This window comes from Streptomyces sp. CY-1 (genome assembly GCF_047218265.1).
Classification (GTDB): Bacteria; Actinomycetota; Actinomycetes; order Streptomycetales; family Streptomycetaceae; genus Streptomyces; species Streptomyces niphimycinicus.
On sequence record NZ_CP178393.1, the window covers coordinates 9,475,110 to 9,495,265 of the forward strand.

Sequence of the window (20,156 nt, forward strand, 5' to 3'; positions counted from 1 at the left end):
CGCCCTGGTGGTGAGGTCGGGGGAGGGACAGGGACGGCGTGGCTCGGGATGAATCCCACTGGAACCGTTTCCATGGAATCGATTCCAGTGGGATCTTGGTGGACGCACCGACCCGCGTCAAGGGTCATGACAAGGCTCGTTCGGCTGTCCCGCCCCCCGGCCGCCCGCCAAGGGTCAGGTGCGAACCGGTGCGGACCGGACCGGAGTTGCTACGCCCGCCAGTTGTAGCGGCGCTCCGGGCGGCCGGCGGTGCCGTAGCGCAGCGAGACGTCGGCGTTGCCGGTGGTGTGGAAGTACTCCAGGTAACGGCGGGCGCTGACCCGGGAGATGCCGATCGCGGTGGCCGCCTCGGCGGCGGAGACGGTGCCGTCCGCCTCGCGGAGGGCACGCTCGACGAGCTGCGCGGTCTCCACGCTCAGGCCCTTCGGAAGGGCCCCGCCCGCCGGGGGTGCGAACGCCCCGGCCAGGACCCGGTCCACATCAGCCTGGCCGCGGACGACCGTGGTGAGCAGCCGTCCGCGCTGGGTCGCATAGCGTTCGAGGCGAGGCTTCAGATCCTCGTAGTCGAAGGGCTTGAGGACGTAGTCGACCACACCCTGGCGGACCGCGCCGCGCACCGCGTCGGCCTCCCGGGCCGCGGTGATCACCATGACGTCGCAGTCGTGCCCGGCGGTGCGCAGCCGGGGAATGACGTCCAGGCCGAAGAGGTCCGGCAGATAGAGGTCGAGCAGGACCAGGTCGGGACGGAGCGCGTCGACCGCCTCGATCGCCTGCTCGCCGGTGTGGGCGGTGCCGACGACGCGGAACGGCGCCACCCGCTCCACGAAGGTGCGGTGGACACGGGCCACCATGAAGTCGTCGTCCACGACGAGCACATCGATCGTGCCGGCCGACTCGGTCATCGGGTCGCTCCTTCCGCCACCGCGTCGGCGGGGTGGCTGACGGACATGCGGGCGCTGAACATCGCGCCCTGAGGGGTGTTGGTCACCGCGATCTCGCCACCTCGGCGCTCGCAGACGAGCCGGGTGAGGGCGAGCCCGATGCCGCGCTCGCCCTCCCGGGCGGCCTTGGTGGTGAAGCCATGGGCGAAGACCTCCTGGGCGAGTCCGGGGGCGACACCGGGGCCGGAGTCGCGTACGACGATCTCCACACTGGCGTTGTCCTGGCGCAGCTCGACCTCCACCCATGGCTCGTCCTCCACCCATGGCTCGTCGCCGTCCCGGGCCACGGCCACCTTCCCGGCCCCGGCCACCTTCCCGTCGCCGCGCTCGGACGTGGCGGCGTCGATGGCGTTGTCCACCAGGTTGCCGATCACGGTCGCCACATCGGCGGCGTCCTCGGGCGTCAGCCGGTCCAGCGCGGTGCGGTCCGAGAGGCGCAGGGCCACCTTCCGCTCGGCGGCCTGCGACGCCTTCGCCATCAGCAGCGCGGCCACGGCGGTGTCCCGGACCCGGCGGCCGATGGACATGTCCATCGACTGGCGGCGCTGGTTCAACGCCCGGATGTAGCGCACCACCTCCTCCTGCTCGCCGATCTGGATCAGCCCGGAGATGGTGTGCAGTTGGTTGGCGAACTCGTGGGTCTGCGCGCGCAGCAGCTCGGAGGTGCTCCGGAAGGAGCCGATCTCGCGCTCCAGCCTCGCCAGCTCGGTGCGGTCCCGCAGGGTGGTGACGGAGCCGAGCGGCCGTCCGTCCTTGACGACGGTCATCCGGTTCATCACCAGGACGCGGCCGTGCCGGACGACGACCTCGTCCTTCGGGTCCGTCGATTCCTTCCGCGCACCGGCCAGCACATCCAGCAGCCGTCCCTCGATGCCGAGCTCGGCCAGATTCCGGCCCACGCAGTCCTCGGGCAGATCCAGCAGCCGTCTGCCCATGTCGTTGACGAGCGTCACCCGGTGCTGCGGATCGAGCGCGACAACGCCCTCGGCGATGCCGTACAGCATCGCCTCGCGGTGCTCGGCCAGCCCGGTGATCTCACGCGGCTCCAGCCCGAGCGTCTGCCGTTTGACGCGCCGGGCCAGCAGCCAGGAGCCGACGACGCCGAGCGCGCTGGCGACACCGAGGTAGACCGGCAGATACGAGGACGCGCCGCTCAGCCGCTGCCACATGGTGGGAGACGCCTCGCCGATCATGACCGTGCCCAGATGCCGCCCCAGATCGTCGCCCGTCGCACCCAGGACCGGCACCTGGGCCACCAGCTCCCGGCTGCCGTCCCAGTCCAGCGTGCCCGACCAGCCGCGCCCCGCGCCGACCCCCTTGCCCAGCGGCAGCCGGTCGCCGAGCACCGTGGGATTCGTCGAGCTGACGACGCGGCCATCACCGTCGGCCACCGTGACGGACGTCACCCGCGACTGCACCCGGGACGAATACACCAGCGGGGCCAGCGCCTCCGCAGGTGAGGGGCCCACCAGCCGGCTGCGTACCAGCGGCTGGGCGGCGAGCTGCTCGGCGAGCGCACCGACCCGGCGGCCCTCCACCCGGTTGAAGGTGGCCTCCGACTGGGCGAGCGAGACCGCGGCGACCGCCATCAGCACCACCACGACGATGGCGAGTTGCAACACCAGCATCTCGCCCGCGAGCGTTTGACGACGGAACGCGGCGACCACAATGAACTCAATCTCTCCTGCTGACACAACCTGGGCGCATTTCCCACCAGGCTGCACAATCATGGCGTCCGCCGTATGGGAAGCGAAAGGGAGGTGCCATGAGAGGCCGCACCCGCGCCCTGTCCGGCCTCCTGGCCGCTGTGCTGTCCCTGCTCGTCGGCGCGTGTGGCACCTGGCCGGGCCCCGGGCACACCGCGGACGACGGTCTGCGGATCCTGGTGCCCAACACCCCCGGAGGCGGGTACGACACCACGGCACGGACCGTGGCCCGGGTGCTGGAGGAGACCGGGACCGCCTCGGACACGGAGGTGTTCAACCTGCCCGGAGCCGGTGGCACCGTCGGTCTTCAGCGCACCGTGGACGAACGGGGCAACGGACGGCTCGCCCTCCAGATGGGTCTCGGTGTCCTCGGCGCGGCGCATGTGCAGGGTGCGAAGGTGACCGTGGCGCGCACCACCCCGATCGCCCGCCTGATCGAGGAGCCCGAAGCGGTGGTCGTCCGCGAGGACTCCCCGTACCGCACCCTCGCCGACCTGGTCACCGGGTGGCGCGAGAACTCTGGAGGCGTCACGGTCGGTGGCGGCTCGTCACTGGGCGGCCCGGACCATCTGCTGCCCATGGCGCTGGCCGGCGCGGTCGGCATCCAGCCCAAGCAGGTGCGGTACGCCGCCTACGACGGGGGTGGCGGCGAGCTGCTCCCCGCCCTGCTGGACGGCCGGGTCGACTTCGCCACCAGTGGCATCGGCGAGTTCCTCGACCAGATCGCCGCAGGTCAGCTCAGGGTGCTCGCGGTCACCAGCGACCGGCCCGTGGCCGCGCTGCCCGGGGTGCCGACGCTGAGGGCCGCCGGGATCGATCTCGTCTTCGACAACTGGCGGGGGATCGTCGCCCCGCCCGGCATCAGCTCCGCGGACCGCAAACGCTGGATCGAGGTACTGACCGCGCTGCACACCTCCCGGCAGTGGAAGGCCGAGCTGACCCGCCACGGCTGGACCGACGCCTTCACCACCGGTGGCGCCTTCGCCACCTATCTGGCCCGGCAGGACAAGGCCGTGGCCGAACTGGTCGGACACCTGGGACTGGACTGACCGACACCCCTCCGGGGCGGCCGCCGCCGGTGACCGCCATGGCGGCCGCCACCGGCCACCGCCTCACCCCCGCATGCCCATCCGCACCACCCCCTGACCCACCCATGCCCTCGACCCGGATCACCCCCCTGACCCACCCATGCCCTGGTGGCCGTACGAACCCGCCCGCATGTCCCGTAATGACACACATGTCCCGGAAGGCACCGCATGACCGCACACACCTGGTGGCTGCTGCTCATCCTCACGGTGGCGATAGCAGCACTGATCTACCTCATCAACTCCCGGCTGCGGGTGCACCCGTTCGTCGCGCTGATCCTGGTCAGCGTGGGCACGGGGATCGCGGCCGGGGAACCCGCCTCGAAACTCGCCGGATCCATCGAGGAGGGCGCCGGCGGCACCCTCGGTGACGTGGGCGTCACCCTCGCCCTCGGCGCCATGCTCGGCCGTCTGCTCTCCGACTCGGGCGCGACCGACGCCATCGCCCGCGCCCTCGTCGCCCGCGCCGAGCCGCGCAGGCTGCCCTGGCTGGTCGGTGCCGCGGCGTTCGTCATCGGCGTGCCCATGTTCTTCGAGGTGGGCCTGATCGTGCTGCTGCCCTTGATCTTCAGCGTCGCCCGCAGGATGGAGGCCCAGGGCGGCACCAAGGGCAGCCCGTACGTACTCCTCGGCGTGCCCGCCATCGCCTCGCTGTCCACCCTGCACGGCATGCTGCCGCCCCACCCCGGCCCGCTGACCGCGATGACCGGTCTCCACGCCGACCTCGGTCTCACCCTCGGCGTCGGCATCGTCTGCGCCGTGCCCACCGTCATCCTGGCCGGTCCCGTCTACGCCCGCTGGATCGCGCCCCGGCTTCCCGACGTCGCCCCGGACGCCGAACTGGTGGCCCAGTTCGCCGGGGCCGAGCGGCAGCCCGCCGCGGCCACTTCCGGACCCGGTGCGCAGGCGGGCGCGGACGCGCCCCGCCGGACCGGTGTGCCCACCGGCCTGGCCGTGGCGGCGGTGCTGGTCCCCGTCGTCCTGATGCTGCTGCGTACGCTCGCCGAGACGGTGCTCGACGAGTCCAGCGGGCTGGGCGCGGCGCTCGTATTCGCCGGAGAGCCGCTGGTGGCGATGCTCGCCGGTTTCGTCTTCGCCCTCGCGGTGACGTTCGCCGGCTCCGGCCGCTCCGGTGAGGAGACCCGCGCCTCCTTGACCGACAGCCTGAAGTCCATCGCCGCGATCCTGCTCATCATCGGTGGGGGAGGGGCGTTCAAGCAGGTTCTTCAGGACTCGGGCATCGGCGATGCCATCGCCTCGGCCGCCGAGGGAGCCCATGTCAATGTGATCCTGCTGGGCTGGCTGATCGCCCTGCTGCTGTCGCTGACCACGGGCTCCGCCACTGTCGGCATCGTCTCCGCCACTGGCATCGTGGCCCCGCTGATCGGTGACGGCGGGGGCCTGGAGGCATCCCTGCTGGTGGTCGCGATCGGGGCCGGTTCCCTCGGCCTCAACTATGTCAACCACGCCGGGTTCTGGCTGGTGAAGGAGTCGTTCGGAATGGACCTCGGCCAGGCCACCAAGACCCAGACGGTCGTACAGACCCTGGTCAGCGTGCTCGGCCTGGCGATGGCCCTGCTGCTGTCGGTCTTCGCCTGAGCCGAGGCGGCGGCCGGGCGGTCGCGGTGGGCCCGGTCGCGGCGGTATCGACCGCGACCGGGCCCAGGAGTTCTCCGTCCGCGCCACCGGACTGACGAATCAGCGACCGGCGTCCGTGGGCGCCTCACGGCCTGTTGGCGGTCTCAACCGTTGGTGGCCTCGACCTCATCCGCACTTCGCCCTTCGGCGGACCGTGTGCCGCTGTGATCAGCGCGCAACGCGGTGAGCGTCCCCAAGGCGGTGAGAGCGGCGAAGCCGAACAGCAGCCAGCGCGCGGAGGAGACCAACGATGGTCCACCGACATTGACCAGGAAGCCGGCGAGCGCCGCACCGAACGCGGTGGACATCGTCAATACGGTCGCGATCGCCGCGGCCGCCTTCTCCCCTTCCTGTTTGTCTGTCGTGCTGGCCATCGCGGCGACGGACAGATGAGGCATGGCCAGGCCGATTCCCGCGCCCGCGATCAGGAGTACGGGCAGCCAGGCGATGACCGCCGGCACCGATGGACCGCGATGTTGCAGCAAGGCCAGCGTGGCGAGCCCGGCGGAGAGCAGCCCGGGACCGGCCACTCGCAGCCGTCGGACCGTTTGCTCCCGGCGTGCCGAGGAGCTGATCACCTGGATCACCGACCAGCCCAGTGACAGAGCCGCGCCGAAGAATCCGGCGGCGACCGGCGGAAGGCCGCCCAGTCGCTGGCCGAACAACGGGAGAAAGGTCTCCACCGCGACACCGGAGGCGAGAAGGGCGATGGTCAGGTAGACCCACCGCAGTGCGGAGCCGCCCTGGTACGTCAGGCGGGGCAGGACGCGCACACTCCCGCGCCTCTCCGTCCGTACGAATGCCCAGGCCAGCGCCAGCGCCAGGGCCAGGAACACCGCCATGACCAGCGCATTCGAGAGAATCCCGGCGATGCTCACCGCGCCTGCGGCCCCGATGACAAGCAACAAAGACCTCGTTGCCACCGGAACCGCGGCTCCCTCGGTACGGCCACTGCCCGGGAGAACCCTTGGTACCAACGCCGCCAGCACCACGGAGACAAGGGCCAACACCACGAACGCCAGGCGCCAGGAGCCGAATTGCGCGAAGAGCCCGCCCAGAGCCGGGCCGAAGAAATTGCCCAGACCGAACATGGCGGAGATCAACGCACTGCCACGTACCCACAGATGGCGCGGCAGTGCCGAATGGATCAGAGCGAACCCCAGACCGGTCAGCAAGCCTGCCCCCAGCCCCTGGACACCGCGGCCGACGAGCAGCACCGGCATCACCGGACTCGCCGCGCAGAGCACCGAACCCACGGCGAAGACACCGAAGCCGAGTAAGTAGGAGCCAACGTTGCCGCTCCGGGAGAGCGTCCGGCTCACGAGCATGGTCGCGACCACTTGGGCGATCAGGAACACGGTCGTGTTCCATGCGTAGAGGCGTTCACCGCCGATGTCCGCCACCGCCGTCGGCAGCAGGCTCGCGGCCAGATAGATGTTGATGGCGCCCACGAGTACGCCACCGGCCAGCACCACAGCGGTGCCCGAATGTCCGCCAAGTTCCCGCCACGACCCGACGCTTCGACTGCTGTCCATAGGCGATCCTCGCTCCCGCTGTTGATTCCTGACGGGCATCATGGCGGGGCGCGGGAACCCGGTAATCCGGCAAAACGGACGTGATCTGCGCCACAACTGCTCGTAGTTGATATGGCTTTTCTCCCGGATAGAGGCCGTATGTCATGACTCCCTTGACGCCGAAATCGCCTTCTGCCAGCGTGCTCGCCATGCCTCGCAACGCAGTCATCGGTGTGGACATCGGTACCTCGAGCAGCAAGGGCGTTCTCGTCGGCCTCGATGGCACACTGATCCGCTCGGCCACTCGGGAGCACACCCCCGCAAGGCCCGGCCCCGGTCACTTCGAGATGGACGCTGCCGTCTGGTGGCGCGAGTTCGTCGAACTCGCCCGGGAGTTGACCGCCGCCGATACCGCCGCCGCCGATACGGCCTCCGGTGACACCGCCGTGGTCGCCGTCGGGGTCAGTGGCATGGGGCCCTGCGTTCTGCTGGCCGATGAGCGCGACACCCCGCTTCGCCCCGCCGTTCTGTACGGGGTGGACACCCGCTCGGTCCAGCAGATCCAGCGCATCGAGGCGCGGCTCGGCGCCGAGGAGATCATCCGCCGCTGCGGTTCCGCCCTGACCACACAGGCCGCCGGGCCCAAAATCGCCTGGATCGCGGAGGAGGAGCCCGAGGTCTACGCGCGGGCACGGCGGCTGTACATGCCGAGTTCCTGGTTGGTCAGGAAGCTCACCGGAAACTACGTCCTGGACCACCACTCGGCCAGCCAGTGCACCCCGCTGTACGACACGCTCGCCGGCGAGTGGTACGCCCCCTGGGCCGCCGAGGTCGCCCCCGGCATCGAACTGCCGCCACTGCGCTGGCCCGGTGAGGCGGCCGGGGCCCTCACCGCCGAGGCCGCCGAGGAAACCGGTCTGCCCGCCGGGATCCCCGTCACCACCGGCACCATCGACGCCTGGGCCGAGGCCCTGAGCGTGGGGGCCCAGCACCTCGGCGATCTGATGCTGATGTACGGCACCACCATGTTCCTCATCCACACCGTGCCCAAGCCGCTGACCAGCCCATCCCTGTGGGGCACGGTCGGCGCCCTGCCCGGAACCCGGAATCTGGCCGGTGGCATGGCCACTTCCGGCGCGGTCGCCAACTGGCTGCGGGACCTGTTCGCCGACGGCGACCACGCCGAACTCACCGCGCTGGCCGCCGAGTCGGGCCCCGGCGCCAATGGCCTGCTGATGCTCCCGTACTTCTCCGGCGAGCGGACCCCGATCATGGACCCGGACGCCCGCGGAGTGATCGCCGGGCTGACCCTGTCCCACACCCGTGGCGACCTCTACCGGGCCGCACTCGAAGCCACCGGTTTCGGTGTCCGCCAGAACATCGAGGTCATCGAGGCGGCCGGCGGCGACATCCGCCGCGTGGTGGCCGTGGGCGGCGGCACCCAGGGCTCCCTGTGGACGCAGATCGTCTCCGACATCACCGGCCGCCCGCAGGAGCTGCGCACCATCACCATCGGCGCCGGTTACGGTGATGCTCTGCTGGCCGCGCAGCTCGTCGGGGACGCCACCATCGAGGACTGGAACCCGGTGCGCGAGACGGTGACACCCCGCGCCGAGCACACCGTGCGCTACGACGAGCTGTACGCCCTCTACCGGCGGCTGTACCCGGACACCGCCGCGACCGTCCACGCCCTGGCGGCACTCCAGGAGCGCTGAGAGCTCTTCCGCATCCTGAAAGCGATTCACTTCGGCGATGCCGATGTATCCCGGTCCGATGCTTGTATTTTGAATTGGATTCGGTTTTGCTGGAAGGGTCGTCAAGGGCGTGCCGTCGCCCTCGGCGAGCCATCGAGCTCATCGCCGGAGGGGAGTCGCATGCGCGTGGAGAATGTGGACCTGCTGGTCATCGGTGCGGGCATGGCGGGGCTGACCGCCGGTGCCCGCGCCGTTCGCAACGGTCTGTCCGTCATGGTCGTGGAGATCGGTACGGACGTCGGCGGTTCCGCGCGCTTCGCGGGTTACGCATGGACCGCGCCGAGCCATGACGTCATGGACCAGCACAATCCATCGGGAGACACCGCGCTCAAGCGCGCCCTCGTGGATCGGTTTCCCGAAGGCGTCGCATGGATTCGTTCACTCGGCGTGGACATCAAGGACGCGCAGCGCGTCCTCAGTTTCGGCCGCGGGCACCAGTTCGACACCCATCAGTATGTCGACACCTGCCGTCGGACCGTCCGTGAAGGCGGTGGCACATTGCTGTTGGAGACGTGTGCCGAACGGCTGGTGGTCGAGGACGGGGTCGTGGCGGGGGCGGAGCTGCGGCCGGCCGATGGCGCGCGCATGCGTGTGCGTGCCGGGTCCACGCTCATCGCGACCGGCGGGTTTCAGGGCGATCCGGAACTCCGTACCGCCCATGTGCACCCCCGTGCCGGAGACATGCAGCTCCGCTCCAACTCCTTCAGCCACGGCGGCGGTTACCGTCTGGCCACCCAGGTCGGTGCCGCCACCGGCTACGATGACGCGGGCTTCTACGGCCATCTCATCCCCAGCGGCGTCTCGTTCGCCGACCCGGCCGACTTCGTCGACCTGTCGCTCTACTACAGCGAGCACGCCCTCCTGTTCAACCTGCTCAACGACCGGTTCGTGGACGAGACGCTGGGCGACCACCTCACGGCCATGGCGTTGCTGGAGCAGCCCGAGAGCCGGGGTCTGCTCATCGCCGACGCCCGGGTGTTCCGTGACTGGGTCGTCGGGTCGTACGTCGAAGGCGCGGTCGCCGTGGACAAGTTCGCTCTGGCCGGCAAGCGGGGCGGCCGTGTGGGACTCGCCGAAGACCTCGAGGAACTGGCCTACCTCCCGGAGGAATGGGGGTATCGGGGTGAGGCCGTACGCGACGCGGTCAAGCTGTTCAACGAAGACGCCGCGGCGGGGCTGGAGCCGGTGCCCGGCCGACAGCTCGACCGCCTCCCGCTGGACGAACCGCCGTACTACGTGATCGAGACCGTACCGGCCATCACGTTCCCCTTTCACGGTGTACGCATCGACGACCGGGCCCGTGTCCTGCGACGGGACGGCGAACCGCTCCACGGACTCCTCGCGGCCGGGTCGGACACCGGCGGCCTGTGGCATCGCGCCTACGCCGGTGGCATCGCCTCGGCCCTGGTGTTCGGCCTGACCGCCGCGGACACCGCCACCGCCGCCACCACGACGGCGACGGCGGCACAGACGAGGGCGTCACAGGCGACGGCCTGACCGCTCACCGCCCCACCACCCGGCTCGTCCGCCGCGACCGGGTGGTGGGGCATCGTCCCCGCGACGGGGCGGTGGGGCGTCAGCGTGCCGTCCAGCCACCGTCCACGTACAGCTCGGAGCCGGTCACGAAACTCGCGTCCTGGGAGGCGAGGAACGCCACGGCCCCCGAGACCTCATCCGGCGTGCCGAGCCGCCCCATGGGGGTGCCCTCGACCATCGCGGTGTGACGGGGAGTGCCCCGCCACAGTTCGCGCGAGAGAGGGGTCTCGATGAAACCGGGATGGACCGAATTGACGCGGACACCGCGCGTGGCCCAGTGCAGGGCGGCGTTCTTCGTCATCAGCCGCACCGCACCCTTCGCCGCGTGGTACGAGAACTGGCTGCCGAAGCCGCCCACCGTGCCGAAGATCGACGCGATGTTGACGATCGAGCCGCCACCGGAACGTTCGATCGCGGGTCCGCCGTACTTCATGCCGAGCCACACACCACCCTGGGTCACCGCGATGACCTTGTCCCAGGACTCCTGGGTCTCCGTCTCCACGGTGCGCATCCGGGCGATACCCGCGTTGTTGACGAGCACGGACAGGCCGCCCAGTTCGGAGACCACGCGCTCGACCGTGCCGCGCCACGCCTCCTCGTCGCTCACGTCCAGCGCGAGGCCCAGCGCCCGCGCCCCATCGGCCGCCAGATCCTTCGTCAGCTCCTCCGCCAACTGCTCGCAGCGGTCGGCGTCCACATCGGTCACCACCACCCTGGCGCCCTCGGCGGCAAGCCGCCGCGAGATGGCGGTTCCTATACCCCCGGTCGCGCCGGTGACCAGGGCGATCTGTCCGGACAGTCGGTCTCGCACGGGCTCTCCTCCGTCTTGCGTGGCGTTTCGCGTGGCATCTTCGGTGTCGGCCGCGGCATCTCCGGCGTCAGCGGTCACGGCAGCAGCTCCAGCCCCGAGCGCAGCAGCGCGGGCACCGCGGAGCCGACCCGCTCGAATCCCGTTCCGACCGTCTGCCCCGCCGAATAGCGGGCGTGGATGCCCTCCGCGATGACGGCGAGCTTGAAACAGCCAAGCGCCTGGTAAAAGGGCAGGCCATCGATGTCCCGTCCGGACTTCTCGGCGTATCGCTCGGCCACCTCGCGGCCCGAGGGAAAGCCAGGATTGGCCGTCGGGACGTGGCGCGCCGCGAGGACCGGTTCGCAGGTCCGGTCCCAGTACATGAGCAGCATCCCCAGGTCGGCGAGCGGATCGCCGAGCGTGGCCATTTCCCAGTCCAGGACGGCGGCGATCCGCCCGAACTCGCCAGGTGCCAGGATGACGTTGTCCAGGCGGTAGTCGCCGTGCACGATGGCCGGGGCGCCGCTCGCGGGCAGCGAGCGGGCCAGCCTGCCGTGCAGTTCGTCCAGGCCGGGCAGGCTCCGCGTGGCGACCTTGTCCCACTGCCCACGCCATCGCCGCACCTGGCGCTCCAGATAGCCGTCGGGCCGGCCGAAGTCGCCGAGCCCGACGCCGGCGGCGTCCACCGAGTGCAGGGTGACCAGGGCGTCCACCAGCGCGTCAGCGGCGCGCCGCGCGTCGTCGGGCGGGAGCGCTGCGGCCTCGTCGCCGTCGCGCAGCACCGTGCCCGCCACGAAGTCGACGACGCAGAACGGCGCCCCGATCACCTCCGGGTCCGTGCACGACAGTACGGCCCGGGCGACCGGCACCGCGGTGTCGCCGAGCGCCGCGACGACGCGGTATTCGCGGTCCATGTCGTGTGCGGTCGGTGTCAGCACCCCCAGTGGCGGCCGTCGCACCACCCACTGGTGTACGCCGTCGGTCACCGCGTAGGTGAGATTGGAGCGCCCGCCCTGAAGCAGCGTGACCGTGAGCGGGCCCGCGCACTCGGGTACGTGGCGCTCGAAGTAGCGCTGCAACGCGGCCACGTCCACTCCGGCCACCGTCGTCCCGGAGCCGGTCACCGGATGCCCCGCCGCTCCCGCGCCGCCCGCACCGCGCGTTTGGCGATGGCCCAGCGATGGGTTTCGGATGGGCCGTCGTAGATACGGAACGGACGCACCTCGCGGTACAGCCGCGACAGCGGGGCGTCCCCCGAGATGCCGAGCGCACCGCATATCTGGACGGCCCGGTCGACCACCCGGTTCACCGCCTCGGACACGTAGGTCTTGGCGATCGAGGTGTGCTGGGCGGCCGGGCGGCCCTGGTCCAGCTCCCAGCAGGCCCGCCACAGCACCGCCCGGCTGGTCTCGATGTCGATCTCGGAGTCGGCCAGCATCTGCTGCACCATGCCCAGTTCGGCCAGCGGCTTGCCGAAGGCGGAACGGTCCGCGGCGCGCTCCAGGGCGATGTCCTGCGCCCGCCGGGCCACGCCGAGCCAGCGCATGCAGTGGGTCATGCGCGCGGGCCCGAGGCGCACCTGGGCATACGCGAAGCCCTGGTCCACCTCGCCCAGTACGGCGTCGTCCGCGACCTCGCAGCCTTCGAAGGCGATTTCGCTGTGCCCGCCGAAGAGGCCCTGGTCCAGGGTGTCGATATTCCGGACGAGCTTCATGCCGGGGTTGTCGGCGGCGACGAGGAACATCGTGGCGCCGCCCGGGTCGCCGGGGTCGCCGCTGGTGCGGGCCATGCAGATGGCGAAGGCCGCCCCGTCGGCACCGCTGATGAACCACTTGCGGCCGTCGAGCCGCCAGCCGCCGTCGATCTTCGTCGCGGTCGTCGTGAGCGCACGCGGGTCGGAGCCGGCGCCCGGCGCCGGTTCGGTCATCGCGAAGCACGAGCGTGCCTCACCGGCCGCCAGCGGGCGCAGATACCGCTCCTTCTGCTCCTCCGTGGCCACCACCTCGAGCAGATGCGTATTGCCCTCGTCGGGAGCCGCGCAGTTGAGCGCGAGGGGTCCCAGCAGCGAGTACCCGGCCGCCTCGAACACCACTGCCTGTCCGCACAGGTCCAGCCCGAGTCCGCCCCATTCGGCGCCGACGTGCGGGGCGAACACGCCCGCCTCGCGGGCCGCGTCCTGAAGGCGGCGGCGCAGCGGCTCCGGCCCGGCATGGACGTTGCCGTCACACGCCTGCTCCTCGGGTATCACCACCTCCCGTACGAACTCGGTGGTGCGCCGTGCGATCCCGGCGACCCGTTCATCGATCTCGAACCCGATGGGCACGTTGCACTCCCGAGCTTGGCTACTGCCTACTTGTACGGCGACACTTCGCTTCGTGGGCGCGCGACCGCGTACCCACGAAGCGAAGCTGGTCTGAAGCGCGGGGGACCGCACACGGCACACCCCGCTCCTTACGAGTAAACCGAATCCAATTCAGATCCTCAACCGGTCGGGCGTGTGTGGATGGGGCGACCCTTTCGCGCGGCGCTCCGCCCCAGGCTGAGCCGCAGGTCGTGCGCTGTATGCACGGGCCCTTCCGGTCTGTGTGCCTGATCATGTCCATGGCCTCTGCCGCTCCCCCGGAGAAAACTCGTGTTCGATGGCTAGCTGTACTGAGTTCAGTTCTGTAGCGTCCCGGGCGTCGGCAGGGTACGGACCGTGCCGCGGGGAAGGGAGCCGGATCATGAGCACTACACAGAAGCCAGCGCCGCCGGGGGAGGAGCCCGCGCCGCCGGAGGAGTCGGCGTCGTACGATCCGCGTACGGTGCGCCGCGCGATGCTCGCCGGGAGCATCGGCACCCTGATCGAGTACTACGACTTCAGCATCTACGGCTATCTCGCCGTGGCGATCGCTCCGCAGTTCTTCCCGGGCGACGATCCAGCGGCCTCGACGCTGGCGGCGCTCGCGGTGTTCGCCACGGGCCTCGTGGTGCGGCCGATCGGCGGTGTCTTCTTCGGATGGATCGGCGACCGCTGGGGGCGTCGCAAGGCGCTGGTCTCCTCGGTGCTGTGCATGGGGGTGGCCAGCAGCATCACCGGACTGCTGCCGACCTACGGCCAGATCGGTGTGCTCGCCGCGGTACTCCTGTTCATCACCCGGCTGGTGCAGGGCATCTCCTCGGGTGGCGAATCGGTCGGCGCCTACACCTACATCTACGAGTCGGCGCCACCCCAGCGCAGAGCCTTCCTCGGCTCCGTCACGCCCATCGGGTCCAACCTCGGGTTCATGTTCGCGGCCGCGACGGCCGGAGTGATCTCCGCCCTCACCACCAAGGAACAGATGGGCGACTGGGGCTGGCGGCTGCCCTTCCTGATGGCCGTGCCGCTCACGCTCCTCTGTCTGTGGGCCCGGCTGCGGATCGAGGACACCCCGGAATTCAAGGAGGCCGCAGAGCGCGCCGACATCCCCACGGCTCCGATCCGCGAGGTCCTGGCCACTCACCGTACGGCGCTGCTCCAGTCCGTCGGCCTGGCCATGGCACAGGGCGGCGCCATCTTCCTCGGGCTGACGTACATCGGCATCTACATGACCACCAACCTGGGATACGACACCACGCTGGTGTACTGGCTGAGTGCGGGTGTCGTGCTCGTCACCGTGCTGCTCATGGTGCCGGCCGGCCGGCTCGCCGCCCGATTCGGCTGCCGGCGTGTCCTGATGGGCGGGCTGCTGGGCTTCCTGGTGACCGCCTACCCCGCGATGGCGCTCATGGGCCAGGACAGCCTGGCGCTGGCCGGTCTGGCGTATATGCTCCTCATGCTGAGCAGTGCGTTCGTGCAGGTCCCGGCGGCGAGTCTGTGGCCGCATCTGTTCGAGCGCCGGGTCCGCTACACCGGTATGGCCATCGGGTACAACGTCGGGACCGTCCTCGCGGGCGGTACGGCTCCGTACATCGCGGCCTTCCTGGTCGACCGGACCGGGAACCTGCTCTCCCCGGCGTTCTTCGTCATGCTGGTCTGCCTGATCGGCATCGGTTCCCTGCTCACCGTCCGCAAGGATGTATAGCGGGCGGTCGACCCGTGGCGGCGGCAGGCCGCCACGCCCGGCCGCGGGCATCTCGGCGCCACGCCAATCCGCGCGCCGCGCTAATCCGCGGCGGAGTGGCCGCCGTGGCCGATGGTCTGGCCGCCGTCGATGAGGAACTCCCCGCCCGTGGTGTACGAGGCGTCGTCGCTCGCGAGGAAGAGCACCATGCGGGTGACCTCCTCGGGCTCCCCGATACGCCGCACCGGCTGATGGGCGAAGAGCGAGGGTGAGGCGGTCTCACCCATGGACGTACGGATGACACCCGGGTGGACGGAGTTCACCCGCACCCCGCTGCCCGCCATGTCCAGTGCGGCGGCCTTGGTCATCCCGCGCACCCCCCACTTGCTCGCCACATAGCCGATGCCACCGGCGAAACCCGTCATACCGGCGGCCGAGGAGACATTGACGACGGCCCCGTGGCCGCGCTCGCGCATACCGGGGAGGACGGTGTGCATGCCGAGGAACGCGCCCACCAGATTGACGTCGATGATCCGGCGGAAGTGCTCGGGCGACTGCTGCTCCACACCGCCGTAGTGCATGATCCCCGCGTTGTTGACCAGGACATCCACAGGACCGAGGGTGTCCTCGACCGTGCGCACGACCGACCGCCACTGCGCTTCGTCGGTGACGTCGAGGTGGCAGTACCGGGTGTCGGGGAGTTCCCCGGCCAGGGCCTCCCCTTCGTCGTCCAGGACGTCACAGACGGCGACCCGGGCGCCCTCCGCGATCAGGCCCCGTACGTGTGTGGCACCCATGCCCCGGGCACCGCCGGTGACGATCGCCACTTTTCCGTCGAAGCGCATGCTGAACTCCCCTTCCGCGTACGTGAGTTGCCGACGTCCGTGCGTTGCCGCATTCGTGAGCCCGCGCGCCCGTGAGCCTGTGCGCCCGTGAGCCCGCGCGCCCATGTGTCCACAAGCCCGCGCGTCCGTGGGCCCCGTGTCCATGAGCCGGAGCCATCAGTCCACCGCGAATGCGATCAGTCCGGTACGAGCACGGTCCGGCCCTGCGCCCGGCCCCGGCGAAGCCGGTCGATCGCCTCCGCGGCGGCGGACAGCGGGAAGCGCTCCGTCTCGACGTGAAGCGCCCCCGAACGTGCCAGCGTGACGACCGCGGCCAGTTCCTGGCGCGTTCCCCAGAAGGGCAGTGAGAGCCGGAAACCGGGTGGGAGGACACCCGGTTTGGACACCGTCAGGCTGCCGCCGCCGCTTCCCACGACGGAGAGTTCGCCGCCGGGGCGCAGGATGCCGGTCGCGAGTTCCAGCGTCTGTGGGGCGCCGACGAAGTCGAAGACGGCGTCCGCTCCCACGCCACCGCTGCGTTCCCTCAGGACGCGGGCGGTGTCCGGCCGCATCAGGGTGCCGAAGTCCGCGCCGGAGCGGTCCGCGAGAGCCAGGGCGTCCTCCCGGACGTCCACCGCCAGCACACGGCTCGCGGTGGTCGCGCGGAGGGCCTGGACGGCGAGGTGGCCGAGCCCGCCGACACCGATGACGACGGCGGTGGTGCCCTCGCCGAGGGCGTGCCGGAGTCCGGCCACGGCGTGGTAGGACGTCAGGCCCGCGTCGGAGAGCGGGGCGGCCTGGTCGGCCGGCAGATCGCCGATCGGCACCAGATGGCGGGCGGAGGGAACGAGCAGATACTCGGCCATTCCGCCGTCCCGGCCCAGTCCGGCCCCGTGCCAGCCGAGGGTGTTCCGCCGGTCGCAGTAGTTGTCGGAGCCCGCGGCGCACCGGGCGCAGGAGCCGCAGCCCCACGGCCCGTAGAGCACCACGCGGTCACCTGCGCTCACCCCGTCGGCGGCGGGCCCCAGGGCCGCGACCTGCCCGGCGACCTCATGGCCGAGGGTGAACGGCAGCCGGTAGGGGAGCGCGCCCGGAGCACCGTCGATGACATGCAGATCGGAGCGGCACAGACCGGCGGCTTCGACCCGCACCAGCACCTCGGTGCCGTGGGGGACGGGCCGCTCGACCTCTGCCGGTGCCGGAGCCTCGCCCCAAGCCGTAAGCCGCAGTGCCCTCATCTTCACCGTCCCGGGTCTTGTCAGCGCTGCGACTGCCACGGTAACAGAGGTGAAGTCGGTTCAATAGATGTCTGAGGCAACGGAAGGGGATCGGTGTGACGAGCGAAGAGGTCCGCGCGGGGAGGTTCGCCGACAGGGTCGCGATGGTGACGGGAGCCGCCTCGGGCATCGGCGCGGCGGTCGCCCGGCAACTGGCCGCGGAAGGGGCGCGGGCCGTCGTCCTGGCGGACGTGAACGGCGACGGCGCGGCGGCCGTGGCCGGGGAACTGCCCGCCTCCCGGGCACTCGCACTCGACGTCACGGACGTGGCGGGCGTCGACAGTGCCGTCCAGGATGTACGGCGCCGGTACGGGCGCCTCGACATCCTGGTGCACGCGGCGGGGGTCGACGATCCGCAGGCGAAGCAACGCATCGCGGACGCGGCCGTCGAAGGCCGTCCGGTCGAGCTGACCGATTCCCTCGACGACGCCTCCTGGCAGCGGGTCCTGCGCGTGAACCTGGACGGAACCTTCCATGTGCTGCGCGCCGCGGTGCGGGTCATGCGGCCCCGCGGGGCCGGGGCGATCGTGGTGATCGGATCGTCGTCGGCCTTCGACGCGCCCGTCGGCTACCCCCACTACGCCGCCTCCAAGGCGGGTGTGCACGCCCTGGCCCAGGCCGTGGCGAAGGAGGTCATCGCGTCCGGGATCCGGGTGAACCTGGTGGCGCCGGGGCCCACGGACACGGGGATGGCGGCCCGCACCCCCGAGGCGCTGCGGTCGGCCTTCGCCGACCCGCGGGTGCGCCCGTACGCGACGCCCGAGGAGATTTCCGAGATCGCCCTCTTCCTCGCGAGCGATGCCGCGGCGAACCTCGTCGGCGCGGTGCTGCTCGCCAACGGCGGCCGGTTCACCGCCTGAGCGGAGCCGGGCGCACCCCGATCCGGGGCGCGCGTCGATCCCGCCCGCCCGATCCTGGCGCCGGATGGTCTTGCCTGCCTGGAGTCCCATGCCTACGGTCATGAATTGAGTTCAATTCTTGCGCTCCTCGCCCGCCGTACGAGCACGATGGAGATCCCATGCACCGTCGCCACCCCGAGATCGACCCCCAGTTGCTGTCCGAAACGGACGAGCAGCGACAACTGCGCACCGTCCTTCGGGACCTCTATGCCGAGGCGAGTGGCGTCGAGGAGGTGCGCAAGCATCTGGCCACCCCGCGCGGATACGACGAGGCGCTCTGGTCCCGGCTCGCGGGCGAGATCGGCGTCCACGGCCTGGCCATTCCGGAGGAGTACGGCGGGTCGGGCTTCACCTTCGCCGAGCTGGCCGTGGCCCTGGAGGAATCCGGGCGCGCCCTGTACTGCGCGCCGCTGCTCCCCACGGTGGTCCTGGCCGCACACGCCCTGCTGTTCAGCGGCGACCGTACGGCATGCGAGCGCTATCTGCCCCGGATCGCCGAAGGCACGCTCACCGCCACCGTGGCCGGGTTCGGCCCTGACGACCGCCCCGGTGAGTCCCGCGAGCCCGCCGTCACCGCGGAGCAGGGGAGCGACGGCTGGGTGCTGCGCGGCCGGGCGGACTTCGTGCTCGACGGGGCCGGCGCCGAGCTGATCCTCGTACGCGCCGGAACGCCCGCCGGACCTCGGATCTTCGCCTGTGAGCCCGCCCCTGACACCTGCCTGCGGACTCCGCGCCGCGTCCTGGACGAGACGCGGCGCCAGGCGCTGGTGGAGTTCAGGGGTGCCCCGGCCACCGCCGTGGGCACGGCGGAGGAGGCCGAGGGCACTGTTTCGGCCACGCTGGACACCGGGCGGGCCGCGCTGGCGGCCGAGCAGGTCGGCGGCAGCGGGCACGCGCTGGACGCCACGGTCGCCTTCGTGACCCAGCGCCACCAGTTCGGCCGCCCCATCGGGTCCTTTCAGGCCGTCAAGCACCGGCTGGCCGATGTGCTGGTGGCGCTGGAGGCGGCGCGTTCGGGGTCCGCGTATGCGACCGCCTGCGCCGCCATCGCCTCGCCGCAGTTGCCGGTGGCCGCCTGTGCCGCCGCCGTGGTCTGCTCCGAGACCTTCCGCCTGGCGACGGCCGAGTACGTCCAGTTGCACGGCGGGATCGGCTTCACCTGGGAGCACCCGGCTCATCTGTACGTGCGCCGGGCGCGCGGCGCCGAGGTGCTGTTCGGTACGGCGGACCAGCACCGGACCCGGCTCGCCGGGCTCGTGGGCCTCGCCATCCGGCCCGCCGCCTGAACCCGAATAGGTATGTCTCGATCAAGGGCTTGACACCGTGCGGCTCTGGAATCAAAGTTGTAGTGAATTCAGTTCAGTTTCAGAGGGGTGAGGGATGACAACGGAAGAAGAGATCCAGTTCGAGCGCGACGGCCACGTCGCCCGTGTGTGGCTCAACCGTCCGTGGAAGAAGAACTGCGTCACCGTGCCGATCCTGGACCGGCTCGACGAGATCATCACCGAGGTGGACGAGGACCCCGAGCTGCGGGTCCTGGTGGTGCGCGGCCGTGGCGGCACGTTCTGCTCGGGGTTCGACCTCGACAGCCTGAAGGCCGACTACGTCGGCAAGTCGAACGCGATCGACGTCGCGGTGAAGTCCGCGAAGGTGTGCGACCGCCTGTACTCGATGAAGACCCCCTCGGTCGCGGTCCTGGAGGGCCATGTCACCGCGGGCGGCTTCGAGATCATGATCTCCTGCGACTTCGCCATCTCCGCCGACGACGCGAAGATCGGCGATTTCCACATCCGCCGCGCGCTGTTCGGCGGGGCCGGTCCGATCTACCGGGTGCCGCGCATGATCGGCATCCGTAAGACCAAGGAGCTGATGCTCACCGGCAAGCTGCTCTCCGGCGTCGAGGCCGCCGAGTTCGGCCTGATCAACAAGTCGGCCCCGGCCGAGGAGCTGGACGCGACGGTCGAGGAGTTCATCAGCCACCTCGCCGACAAGAGCCCCTTCACCATGTGGCTCACGAAGATGACGATCGACCGAAGCCTGGACGCCGACACCCAGTCCCTGATGGTGATGGAGCACCTCGCCGTGGGCGTGGCGCTCAACTCCGAGGACGCGAACGAGGGCGTGTCGGCGTTCCTGGAGAAGCGCGAACCCAAGTGGCAGGGGCGCTGAT

The 20,156-nt window shown here is 70.7% G+C and carries 16 protein-coding genes; 8 read left to right on the forward strand and 8 right to left on the reverse strand.

The window, feature by feature from the left end; translation table 11 throughout:
- Window positions 1-209: 209 nt before the first annotated feature.
- Both ACK1X7_RS40710 and ACK1X7_RS40715 read right to left on the reverse strand, forming a co-directional pair.
- Window positions 210-902 carry a response regulator gene (locus ACK1X7_RS40710; RefSeq protein WP_361508718.1) on the reverse strand — a complete coding sequence of 231 codons (693 nt, stop codon included), beginning with the start codon at window positions 900-902 and terminating at the stop codon, window positions 210-212.
- A complete protein-coding gene (locus ACK1X7_RS40715) occupies window positions 899-2,608 on the reverse strand; it encodes a sensor histidine kinase (RefSeq protein ID WP_413116949.1) in 1,710 nt (569 codons plus the stop codon). The genes ACK1X7_RS40710 and ACK1X7_RS40715 overlap by 4 nt, the downstream gene beginning before the upstream one ends.
- Window positions 2,609-2,706: 98 nt before the next feature.
- Between ACK1X7_RS40715 and ACK1X7_RS40720 the strand changes: the two genes are divergently transcribed.
- Entirely contained in the window at window positions 2,707-3,696 is a 990-nt protein-coding gene (locus ACK1X7_RS40720; RefSeq protein WP_385154771.1) for a Bug family tripartite tricarboxylate transporter substrate binding protein, read from the forward strand.
- Window positions 3,697-3,903: 207 nt separating this feature from the next.
- Window positions 3,904-5,331 carry a GntP family permease gene (locus ACK1X7_RS40725; RefSeq protein WP_390793404.1) on the forward strand — a complete coding sequence of 476 codons (1,428 nt, stop codon included), beginning with the start codon at window positions 3,904-3,906 and terminating at the stop codon, window positions 5,329-5,331.
- 143 nt (window positions 5,332-5,474) lie between these two features.
- Here the strand turns inward: ACK1X7_RS40725 and ACK1X7_RS40730 are convergent, their stop codons facing one another.
- Window positions 5,475-6,947 carry an MFS transporter gene (locus ACK1X7_RS40730; RefSeq protein ID WP_385146403.1) on the reverse strand — a complete coding sequence of 491 codons (1,473 nt, stop codon included), beginning with the start codon at window positions 6,945-6,947 and terminating at the stop codon, window positions 5,475-5,477.
- Between the two features lie 146 nt (window positions 6,948-7,093).
- Here ACK1X7_RS40730 and ACK1X7_RS40735 point away from each other — a divergent pair, with 146 nt between their 5' ends.
- Window positions 7,094-8,599 (forward strand): FGGY-family carbohydrate kinase, encoded by a 1,506-nt coding sequence (locus tag ACK1X7_RS40735; protein ID WP_390793403.1) that lies wholly within the window; start codon window positions 7,094-7,096, stop codon window positions 8,597-8,599.
- 159 nt (window positions 8,600-8,758) lie between these two features.
- Window positions 8,759-10,135 (forward strand): FAD-dependent oxidoreductase, encoded by a 1,377-nt coding sequence (locus tag ACK1X7_RS40740; protein ID WP_390793402.1) that lies wholly within the window; start codon window positions 8,759-8,761, stop codon window positions 10,133-10,135.
- Between the two features lie 79 nt (window positions 10,136-10,214).
- Here the strand turns inward: ACK1X7_RS40740 and ACK1X7_RS40745 are convergent, their stop codons facing one another.
- The 3 genes from ACK1X7_RS40745 to ACK1X7_RS40755 form a co-directional block, all read right to left on the reverse strand.
- A complete protein-coding gene (locus ACK1X7_RS40745; RefSeq protein ID WP_390793401.1) occupies window positions 10,215-10,985 on the reverse strand; it encodes an SDR family NAD(P)-dependent oxidoreductase in 771 nt (256 codons plus the stop codon).
- A gap of 74 nt (window positions 10,986-11,059) precedes the next feature.
- Entirely contained in the window at window positions 11,060-12,088 is a 1,029-nt protein-coding gene (locus ACK1X7_RS40750) for a phosphotransferase family protein (RefSeq protein ID WP_390793400.1), read from the reverse strand.
- Entirely contained in the window at window positions 12,085-13,287 is a 1,203-nt protein-coding gene (locus ACK1X7_RS40755; protein WP_385146413.1) for an acyl-CoA dehydrogenase family protein, read from the reverse strand. Before ACK1X7_RS40755 ends, ACK1X7_RS40750 begins: the two co-directional genes overlap by 4 nt.
- A 400-nt stretch (window positions 13,288-13,687) precedes the next feature.
- On the opposite strand from ACK1X7_RS40755, the gene ACK1X7_RS40760 reads away from it, so the two are divergent.
- On the forward strand, window positions 13,688-15,007 hold the full coding sequence (locus ACK1X7_RS40760) for an MFS transporter (RefSeq protein WP_385146415.1): 1,320 nt from the start codon (window positions 13,688-13,690) through the stop codon (window positions 15,005-15,007).
- Between the two features lie 80 nt (window positions 15,008-15,087).
- On the opposite strand, the gene ACK1X7_RS40765 is transcribed toward ACK1X7_RS40760, so the two are convergent.
- Together ACK1X7_RS40765 and ACK1X7_RS40770 are read right to left on the reverse strand one after the other, a co-directional pair.
- Complete coding sequence (locus ACK1X7_RS40765) at window positions 15,088-15,831, reverse strand: SDR family oxidoreductase (RefSeq protein WP_390793398.1); 744 nt, start codon at window positions 15,829-15,831, stop codon at window positions 15,088-15,090.
- Window positions 15,832-16,007: 176 nt separating this feature from the next.
- On the reverse strand, window positions 16,008-17,048 hold the full coding sequence (locus ACK1X7_RS40770) for an NAD(P)-dependent alcohol dehydrogenase (protein WP_398161281.1): 1,041 nt from the start codon (window positions 17,046-17,048) through the stop codon (window positions 16,008-16,010).
- A gap of 95 nt (window positions 17,049-17,143) precedes the next feature.
- On the opposite strand from ACK1X7_RS40770, the gene ACK1X7_RS40775 reads away from it, so the two are divergent.
- The 3 genes from ACK1X7_RS40775 to ACK1X7_RS40785 all read left to right on the forward strand — a co-directional run bounded on the left by ACK1X7_RS40775 (window position 17,144) and on the right by ACK1X7_RS40785 (window position 20,155).
- A complete protein-coding gene (locus ACK1X7_RS40775; protein ID WP_413116450.1) occupies window positions 17,144-17,947 on the forward strand; it encodes an SDR family NAD(P)-dependent oxidoreductase in 804 nt (267 codons plus the stop codon).
- A 158-nt stretch (window positions 17,948-18,105) separates the two neighbouring features.
- Window positions 18,106-19,272, forward strand: a complete 1,167-nt coding sequence (locus tag ACK1X7_RS40780) for an acyl-CoA dehydrogenase family protein (RefSeq protein WP_390793395.1) — start codon at window positions 18,106-18,108, stop codon at window positions 19,270-19,272.
- A gap of 94 nt (window positions 19,273-19,366) precedes the next feature.
- Window positions 19,367-20,155, forward strand: a complete 789-nt coding sequence (locus tag ACK1X7_RS40785; protein ID WP_385146425.1) for an enoyl-CoA hydratase/isomerase family protein — start codon at window positions 19,367-19,369, stop codon at window positions 20,153-20,155.
- Window position 20,156 lies beyond the last annotated feature (1 nt).

Excerpts from the sequence above, each read along its gene's own strand:
- ACK1X7_RS40710 (WP_361508718.1), bottom strand. The coding sequence starts at position 902 with ATGACCGAGTCGGCCGGCACGATCGATGTGCTCGTCGTGGACGACGAC.
- ACK1X7_RS40720 (WP_385154771.1), top strand. The coding sequence starts at position 2,707 with ATGAGAGGCCGCACCCGCGCCCTGTCCGGCCTCCTGGCCGCTGTGCTG.
- ACK1X7_RS40725 (WP_390793404.1), top strand. The coding sequence starts at position 3,904 with ATGACCGCACACACCTGGTGGCTGCTGCTCATCCTCACGGTGGCGATA.
- ACK1X7_RS40730 (WP_385146403.1), bottom strand. The coding sequence starts at position 6,947 with ATGATGCCCGTCAGGAATCAACAGCGGGAGCGAGGATCGCCTATGGAC.
- ACK1X7_RS40735 (WP_390793403.1), top strand. The coding sequence starts at position 7,094 with ATGCCTCGCAACGCAGTCATCGGTGTGGACATCGGTACCTCGAGCAGC.
- ACK1X7_RS40740 (WP_390793402.1), top strand. The coding sequence starts at position 8,759 with ATGCGCGTGGAGAATGTGGACCTGCTGGTCATCGGTGCGGGCATGGCG.
- ACK1X7_RS40760 (WP_385146415.1), top strand. The coding sequence starts at position 13,688 with ATGAGCACTACACAGAAGCCAGCGCCGCCGGGGGAGGAGCCCGCGCCG.
- ACK1X7_RS40765 (WP_390793398.1), bottom strand. The coding sequence starts at position 15,831 with ATGCGCTTCGACGGAAAAGTGGCGATCGTCACCGGCGGTGCCCGGGGC.
- ACK1X7_RS40770 (WP_398161281.1), bottom strand. The coding sequence starts at position 17,048 with ATGAGGGCACTGCGGCTTACGGCTTGGGGCGAGGCTCCGGCACCGGCA.
- ACK1X7_RS40780 (WP_390793395.1), top strand. The coding sequence starts at position 18,106 with ATGCACCGTCGCCACCCCGAGATCGACCCCCAGTTGCTGTCCGAAACG.
- ACK1X7_RS40785 (WP_385146425.1), top strand. The coding sequence starts at position 19,367 with ATGACAACGGAAGAAGAGATCCAGTTCGAGCGCGACGGCCACGTCGCC.